The following is a 2,957-nucleotide window of genomic DNA, read 5'->3' as shown; positions in this document are numbered from 1 at the left end:
TGCCGGGACGACGTCCGCTGCCGGTGAGGCGGCGCCGGTGAAGCGGGCCAAGGCACCGCGGTCGACCTCCGAGAAAGTCGTCCTCGACACGCAGCTTGCCGCTGCGATCGACATCGCACGTTCGGCCATCGCCGAGGTGGCCGGCAGTTCCGTGGTCGGCGACCACCTCGGCACGTTGGCCGAGGGCACCCGCCTGGTCACCCATTACTTCGCGTGCACCGACCCGACCTACCGCGGATGGCGCTGGGTCGCCGTCCTCGCCCGGGCGCCCCGAGCGAAGAAGGTCACGGTCTGTGAGACCGCGCTGCTGCCGGGACCCGATTCGCTCGTCGCCCCGGAATGGGTCCCCTGGGACCAGCGTCTGGAACCCGACGATCTGACTCCGCGGGACACTCTGCCGAAGGTCGAGGACGATCCGAACCTGCAGCAGGGCTTCGAACAGGTCGAAGAGACCTCGGACGGCAATCTGGACGAGATACCGAATTTTGAGTTCGGGCTCGGCCGCCGCCGGGTCCTCTCGCCCGAAGGCATCTCCGCGGCCGCCACCAGGTGGTCCGAATCGGAGACCGGCGCGGAATCGGACTTCGCAGCAAAGGCCTCGGCACACTGCTCCAGCTGCGGATACCTCATGCCGCTCGCCGGGTCACTGAGACAGAAGTTCGGCGTCTGCGCGAACGGGTGGTCCCCGGCCGACGGCAAGGTCGTCGCGCTCGACTTCGGCTGCGGAGCCCATTCCGAGACCGACGTCAGGCGGCAGGGCACAGATCCTGCCGAGGCCGTCGTCGACGACTATTCCGCCGGCGAACTCGAGTTCCAGGAGGGCTGACACAGTCGATGGCGCACACGTTCCGGTCACTGGCTGAACCGAACTACCGACATTGGTTCGCCGGTGCCCTGATCTCGAACACCGGAACGTGGATGCAGAGGACGGCCCAGGACTGGATCGTCCTGACTCAGCTGACGAACAACAACGCCTCGGCCCTGGGCATCACCATGGCCCTGCAGATGGGCCCACAGCTCATCATGTTCCCCTTCGCGGGAGCGATCGCCGACAAGTTCTCCAAGCGCAGACTGCTCATGGTCACCCAGTCACTTCTGGGGGCCGTGGGCCTGCTGCTGTTCGTGCTCGTCATCACCGACACCATCGTCCTCTGGCACGTCTACATGACCGCGCTGGCACTGGGAATTCTGGCCACCCTCGACAATCCCTCACGGCAGGCCTTCGTCTCCGAGCTCGTCGGCGAGAAGCTCCTGCCCAACGCCGTCAGCCTCAACTCCGCATCGTTCAACGGAGCACGCATGATCGGCCCCGGTGTCGCAGGAGTCCTCACCGCGCTCATCGGTGCCGGACCGGTGTTCCTCATCAGCGGGCTCGGATTCGCGGCGACCCTGACGGTGCTCCTCCGTTTGGATCAGACCCGGCTGCACCCTTCGGGACGCCGCGGCAAGGGCGGGATTCTGGGCGGATTCAGTTACCTGCGACGGCGCCCTGATGTCACGATCGTGCTGGTCGTCCTGTTCATCGTCGCGACCTTCGGATTCAACTTCAACATCTACACGGCCACGATGGCCAAGGTCGAGTTCGGCAAGGATGCCAGCGGCTTCGGTTTGCTCAACTCCGTGATGGCGATCGGTTCTGTGACCGGGGCGCTGGTCTCGGCGAAGCGGGAGAAGCCGAGGCTGCGATTCATCTTCGGTGCGGCAGGCGGATTCGGTCTCGCCGTGGGAACAGCGTCCCTGATACCCAACTACTTTGTCTTCGCGGCCTCGCTGATGCTGGTCGGCTTCGCATCGCTGACGATGATGACCTCTGCCAATGCCTATGTGCAGACGACGACGCCCGCGCATTACCGCGGTCGGGTCATGGCGATCTATGCTGCCGTCGTCATGGGCGGCACACCGATCGGCGCTCCGTTGGCCGGCTGGGTCGCCGACACCTTCGGACCGCGGATGGCCATGGGCGTCGGAGCCGCCTCGGGCATCATCGCCTTCACCGTCGGACTGGTGTGGATGATCGTGTCGAAGAACCTGCGCTTGAGCTATGACCCCAAATCACGAATCCGCCTCCACGTCAGCTATCACGGTCGGCCCTGAGAGCTGAACTGTCCGTCAGCCCTGAACCGTCTGTGAGTTCTGTGCCCTCCCTGAGTCGCTCCCAGACCTGCATCGCCTAAAATCGGGGATACCCATGCGCATCAGGGAATCCATGGGCAACTGAGCGACAGATCGGACACACAGTGAACGCGGACATAATCACCTCGGTGCTGGTCGGACTGGCGATCCTCGTCGGCTGCCTCGGCATCATCGTGCCCATACTGCCGGGATCCATCCTCATCGGAATCGCCGTCTTGGTGTGGGCGATCGTCATCGGCGGACCGATGGCCTGGATCGTCTTCGCCATCGTCGCTGTCTTCGTCGCGGCGGGCATGAGCGCGTCCCTGGTGCTCACGGGCAGAAAGCTCAAGGACATGGATGTCCCCAACAAGTCGGTGCTTCTGGGCGGCGTCCTCGGCATCGTCGGCTTCTTCGTGATTCCGGTCCTCGGACTGCCGATCGGTTTCATCGCCGGTCTCTACCTCGCCGAATACCTGCGGATCAAAGAGGCGAAGGAGGCCTGGGACTCCAGTTGGGAATCACTCAAAGCGATCGGCATCGGCGCCGCCATCGAGTTCCTACTCGCACTGCTGGCCGCAATCACCTTCGGTATCGGCATCCTCATCCACTTCCTCGGCTGAGGGCCGGAGTCCACCTGCGCAAAAGGCACCATCAGCGAGGAAAGCAACTGTTGCAACACGGTGTTTTCGCACTGACGGTGCCTAGTGCCTGTTCTGTCCACCGCACCACGCACCGGCAGCGGCGCATCCTCCAGCTAGACGCTTCGCCTACAGACAGTTGAGCACCCCGCACTGTCAGTGCTGAAAGCACCCCCTGCAAAGGGGCGTTTCGGCACCGACAGT

At 64.2% G+C, this 2,957-nt stretch carries 3 protein-coding genes; all 3 read left to right on the top strand.

What is annotated here, in order from left to right; all coding sequences use genetic code 11:
- Positions 1–826 (top strand): DUF3027 domain-containing protein (locus L0G76_RS15275; RefSeq protein WP_304357994.1); only part of this gene is annotated, 826 nt, incomplete at its 5' end.
- A gap of 8 nt (positions 827–834) precedes the next feature.
- Positions 835–2,094 (top strand): MFS transporter, encoded by a 1,260-nt coding sequence (locus L0G76_RS15270; protein ID WP_304357993.1) that lies wholly within the window; start codon positions 835–837, stop codon positions 2,092–2,094.
- Between the two features lie 143 nt (positions 2,095–2,237).
- Positions 2,238–2,735, top strand: coding sequence for a DUF456 domain-containing protein (locus L0G76_RS15265; RefSeq protein ID WP_304357992.1), 498 nt, complete (start codon positions 2,238–2,240; stop codon positions 2,733–2,735).
- Positions 2,736–2,957 lie beyond the last annotated feature (222 nt).

It is taken from the genome of Brevibacterium picturae (assembly GCF_030453725.1).
Taxonomy (GTDB): domain Bacteria; phylum Actinomycetota; class Actinomycetes; order Actinomycetales; family Brevibacteriaceae; genus Brevibacterium; species Brevibacterium sandarakinum_A.
This window is presented reverse-complemented; position numbering and strand designations above follow the sequence as displayed.

Coding starts and splice junctions, on each gene's coding strand:
- L0G76_RS15270 (WP_304357993.1), top strand. CDS start 835: ATGGCGCACACGTTCCGGTCACTGGCTGAACCGAACTACCGACATTGG.